The following is a 4,587-nucleotide window of genomic DNA, read 5'->3' on the forward strand; positions in this document are numbered from 1 at the left end:
AAGAAAGCTTGATTCTACTCCACCAGAGGAAAACTCATCTTTGCCGATTCTTCCCTCGCTTAAAACCTAAAATATCTCTCTTTTGGGCCTGATGAAAAAGTTGTTCGTGGTGACAGGGTGTGGGGTGTGGGGTGTGGGGTGTAGGGTTTTACCGATTTTGAGGGGGTCAATTACCTAATTTTCAGGGAATAAGTCCTGGAATTTTCCCCCCGATCACTCCCAGATCTGGTACTTTTTGATTGACAAAAAGTCTAAAAGTCTTACCCAACAAGGTTTTTAGATTTATTCAGCAAACCCTATTTAACTACTGTAATTTCTGGGCAACTTAGTTTATAATTCCTCTAAACTTTCTACGGGTAAATTAACTACCTGATAAAAACCAAAAACCTCGATCGCATCGGTATAATTTGTTAATTCTTCTAAAGTTTCTGCGATTAAATGCTGTTGATCCAGATTAATCTCTAGATCGATAAAAAATATGTATTCCCCTAAAGATCGTTTAGTTGGTCGCGATTCAATACGAGATAAATTAAGCTGACGTTTGGCAAAAACTTCTAAAGGTTTGACTAAAGCGCCGGGTTGATCTAAAACCTGAAAAGCGAGGGACATTCGCTCCCCTTGGGGATGGGAAGTTAAAGCCATTACCCAAAAACGGGTACAATTATCGGGATAATCATTAATTGGTTGTGTTAATATTGGTACATGATACAGTTTTGCTGCCCGGGGAGAAGCAATAGCGGCCGAATTGGCCTCTCGATCGAGAATTTGAATCGCTTCTGTGGTAGAATTAGTAGGAATAATCGGCACGGTAGGCAAATTATTTTCTAGCCATTTTTGACATTGAGCTAAAGCTTGGGGATGGGAATAAACGGTGGTAATTTCTGTTAGCGATTGTCGAGGAGATAGAAGTGCATGGGAAATCGGTAAAACTAATTCTTGTTGAATCTGTAACCCAGGTAATTGCCATAAAGCATCAAGAGTCATTACCACACTTCCCTCGGTGGAGTTTTCCACCGGGACCACTGCTAAATCGGCCTGATTTTGGACAACCGATCGCAGGGCCAAGGCAATGCTAGGATAGGGTATTAATTGACGAGGCTGGGGTGGTAAACTATTAGCAAATGCTAAAGCGGCTGTTTCTGAATAGGTTCCCACCGGCCCCAGATAAGCGATCTTTACAGTCATTTAGATTATCCCCGCAAGCAATTTTTTCTAGCTATTACAGCCTTTCTCGTCAACATCAAGTATAACCTAATTTGGTATTGACTCCTATGTCCTATCTGCTGAATTCTGCTATAATCATGTCAAGTCAGCTTCACTTTGTTTGATAGTCAATTGACTGATTTTTTGGTGCGTTTCCTCGATGGTTAACCCTTGGGCTAAATCCCCCAATTCTTTGAGAAGATCATTAGTTAAGGAGAGAGATATTTGGCTATCCTGGCCCGATAAATAGACAACTTTGGCTAATTCGGCCAGTTTAACTTTTTTGCTGGTGCGATTTTGGTAACTGACCGAAAAACCGTTAATCTCCGCAGCCTCTTGCTGGATAATTGCCGACTTTAAACGTTCCTTGAGATGTTCCATCTCTGTATCTAAAATCTTCCATTGCTGGTAAATTTCCCAATAACGATTAGTTAATCTTTCGAGATTCTCACCCGCGGGATCGGGAGTAATTAAATGGGAAAGCTGCAAAAGACGATGATGGATTTGGGCCGTATATACGGGGTCTTTTTGTGCATATTCTAGCTGGGCCGCGGTTAAAGGTCTTTTGCCCCAATTACCCCCCTGTTCACTTTTATCGATAGCGGGAAAATGACAAAGACATTCAGCCACGGTTTTCAGTTGATAATTGGGTAAAGGAGCAATATAGTAGGGAACCTTTTTAGCTAACTCTAGGGTACAGGTAATTTTTTTAACTTTGCTTTTACCGCCCAAAAATTTACAATCATAACTAGCATTGTGAAAAACCTTTTCTATCCGGTCAACCAGCATGATTTTAGTGATAAAATAGTTAGTAAGATCGGGTCGATCAAGAACATCCAAAATTGTCACCCGCTCCCCCGTTAAGTCCGTGGAATCAGCCAGAATTTGAATCAGAGACAAACGGGGAGTCTTGCTATTGTAATCGGCTACTTCCGTATCTAACCAAAGAATGGGAAAATGAGAAAAGTGATCGATCGCATTCCTAATAGCGTCGGATTCCGTTAAATAAGGCATGGTTGCAGAGGCTGAAAAATGTATCAAAAAATCTTGATAGCAGTAGATTTGTCAGAGATGGGGGACAGTGTTTTTAAGGAGGCTGTATCCTTAGCCAGTAAGTACGAAGCTAACCTCCTACTACTGCACGTCCTTTCCCCTGAGGAAGATTATAGCCCTTTACCGATTCCACCCAATTTAGCCGATATTTACCCCGCCCAGGGGAATGATCTCACTCTCGATTTTTGGCGGCAACAATGGGAAGAATTCGAGCAGAAAGGGGTGGCCATGTTGCAAAAAAGAGCTAATCAGGCGGGAGAAATGGGTGTCAAGGGAGAATACCGGCAAATTTACGGCCATGCCGCCAAAACTATCTGTAAAGTGGCGCGAGAGGAAAATATTGATTTAATTGTCATCGGTCGGCGTGGGCGATCGGGTCTAGGAGAGTTATTCTTAGGTAGTGTGAGTAATTATGTTCTCCATCATGCCCCCTGTTCCGTCTTAATTGTTCAACATCATCAGGACTAAAAATTCCTGTTAGCTATTCCCCCCCTAAAATCCCCAAACGATTAAAAGGAAAAAAGCGAAAAACCGCCCTACCAATCACGTTATTTTCCGGTAAAAACCCCCAGATATGGGAGTCATTGCTATTATTGCGATTGTCTCCCATGACAAATAAATTATTTTCCGGCACAAGCAAAGGCATTAAATTATATTGAGGGGATTCGAGAATATAATCCTCTGACAAGGGTTGATTATTCAGATAAATTTTGCCCTCCTTGACAGCAATCACATCCCCTGCGGTGGCAATCACTCTTTTAATAAAAGCTTGGTTCTTTTGATATCCCTGTAATTGTAATTGTGCCGGCGGTTCAAAGACGACGATATCCCCCCGTCGAGGAGGATGGAAATCGTAGGAAAGTTTTTCCACTACTAAGCGATCGCCTTGTTCTAAAGTGGGTAACATAGAATCAGAGGGGATAAAACGAGGTTCAGCCACAAAAGTGCGGATCAGTAAGGCTAAAACTAAAGCTATAGTGATAATTTGCAGATTTTCTCGAATAGAAGCCCAAAAACTCTTGGATTTGTCCTTATTAATTTCTTGCTCTTGCATTATTGCCCAGATGATGGTTGATGTAACTTAGCTTTCGCTTGCTGCCAGAAAACTGTTAATTCCTCTAGTGTATAGTCATGGAGAGGCTTTTCTGCCACAGATTCCACTAGGGAAAAACGTTGAATAAAACGCAGATTAGTCTCTTGTAAAGCGATACTGGGATCTAAATCATACCAGCGAGCAAGATTGACAATAGTAAAGAGTAAATCGCCTAATTCGGCCTGTTGATGCTCTTTATCGCCCGATTCTAGGGACTCTTGCCATTCTGCTAACTCTTCGCCAAATTTTTCCCAGACTCCTGCGATATTTTCCCATTCAAAACCGACTCGCGCTGCTTGCCGAGAAATTTTCATCGCTCCCATCAAGGGTGGTAAAGTTTGGGCATAACGGGTTAATTTGCCGCTAATAGTCGGGTCATTTTTTTCCTCAGCTTTGATTTTCTCCCAATTTTGACGCACCTGTTCGGGATTTTCTAGGGATAGCTCCCCAAAAACGTGGGGATGACGACGAATTAATTTATCGGTGATGCCTCTAGCCACTTCTTCTAGGCTAAAATTACCCTCATCGCTGGCAATTTGGGCTTGTAAAACCACCTGTAGCAGTAAATCGCCTAATTCCTCGGCAATGGCAGTTTTATCACCGCTTTTAATCGCCGCTACCACCTCATAAGCTTCTTCGATAACGTAGGGAATTAGGGTTTCCGGGGTTTGAGCTAAATCCCAAGGACAGCCGCTTTCTGGATCTCGTAAACGGGCAACAACGCTGATTAAATGGTTTAATGCCTCTAAGATGGCCTTGTAGCGGGGATTGTCGGTTTCTGGAAGGCTAGACATCGATTTTTTCCGGTTTTCTCGCCCATTATACCGGTTAGTTATCAGTTATCAGTGATCAGTGATCAGTGATCAGTTATCAGTTATCAGTGATCAGTGATCAGTGATCAGTGATCAGTTATCAGTTATCAGTTATCAGTTATCAGTTATCAAAAGCTCCCATCTCCTTGTCTTCTAACATTCAGTTACAGCCTTTCTGATAAGCTGTTAAGCATTTCAATTGCTTGTTGAGACGAGGCAAGAGGCAAGAGGCAAGAGGCAACAGTAAAGGGATTGGGGGAGATTCGGCTAATCTTAAGAATAAGTGCTTTAAATGCGTCTTAGCTTAATAGTTGAAGTTTAACCTAATTTGAGCGAAGACCTACGCCCCATTATTCAGATAACTGCTTGGCTCTCTTATTCTTTGTGTGATCAGTTTAACTTATATAGTAGTGATCGATCTCTGTG

5 protein-coding genes are annotated in these 4,587 nt (G+C 42.0%); 1 reads left to right on the top strand and 4 read right to left on the bottom strand.

The features are described 5' to 3' along the window. Positions 1-330: 330 nt before the first annotated feature. Together pheA and PX482_RS18985 are read right to left on the bottom strand one after the other, a co-directional pair. Positions 331-1,185, bottom strand: a complete 855-nt coding sequence (pheA, locus tag PX482_RS18980; protein WP_002760141.1) for a prephenate dehydratase — start codon at positions 1,183-1,185, stop codon at positions 331-333. A gap of 114 nt (positions 1,186-1,299) precedes the next feature. Next, on the bottom strand, positions 1,300-2,217 hold the full coding sequence (locus PX482_RS18985; RefSeq protein WP_002760140.1) for a ribonuclease D: 918 nt from the start codon (positions 2,215-2,217) through the stop codon (positions 1,300-1,302). A gap of 18 nt (positions 2,218-2,235) precedes the next feature. Between PX482_RS18985 and PX482_RS18990 the strand changes: the two genes are divergently transcribed. Further along, entirely contained in the window at positions 2,236-2,724 is a 489-nt protein-coding gene (locus tag PX482_RS18990; RefSeq protein ID WP_002760138.1) for a universal stress protein, read from the top strand. 13 nt (positions 2,725-2,737) lie between these two features. Here PX482_RS18990 and lepB read toward each other — a convergent pair whose 3' ends face one another. Both lepB and mazG read right to left on the bottom strand, forming a co-directional pair. Then, the gene (gene lepB / locus PX482_RS18995) at positions 2,738-3,310 is read right to left on the bottom strand and encodes a signal peptidase I (protein ID WP_002760130.1); all 573 of its coding nucleotides are present in this window, start codon (positions 3,308-3,310) and stop codon (positions 2,738-2,740) included. Beyond that, positions 3,310-4,143 carry a nucleoside triphosphate pyrophosphohydrolase gene (gene mazG / locus PX482_RS19000; RefSeq protein ID WP_288094671.1) on the bottom strand — a complete coding sequence of 278 codons (834 nt, stop codon included), beginning with the start codon at positions 4,141-4,143 and terminating at the stop codon, positions 3,310-3,312. Before mazG ends, lepB begins: the two co-directional genes overlap by 1 nt. Positions 4,144-4,587: the final 444 nt, after the last annotated feature.

Source organism: Microcystis sp. M53602_WE12, from assembly GCF_030065455.1.
GTDB lineage: Bacteria > Cyanobacteriota > Cyanobacteriia > Cyanobacteriales > Microcystaceae > Microcystis > Microcystis aeruginosa.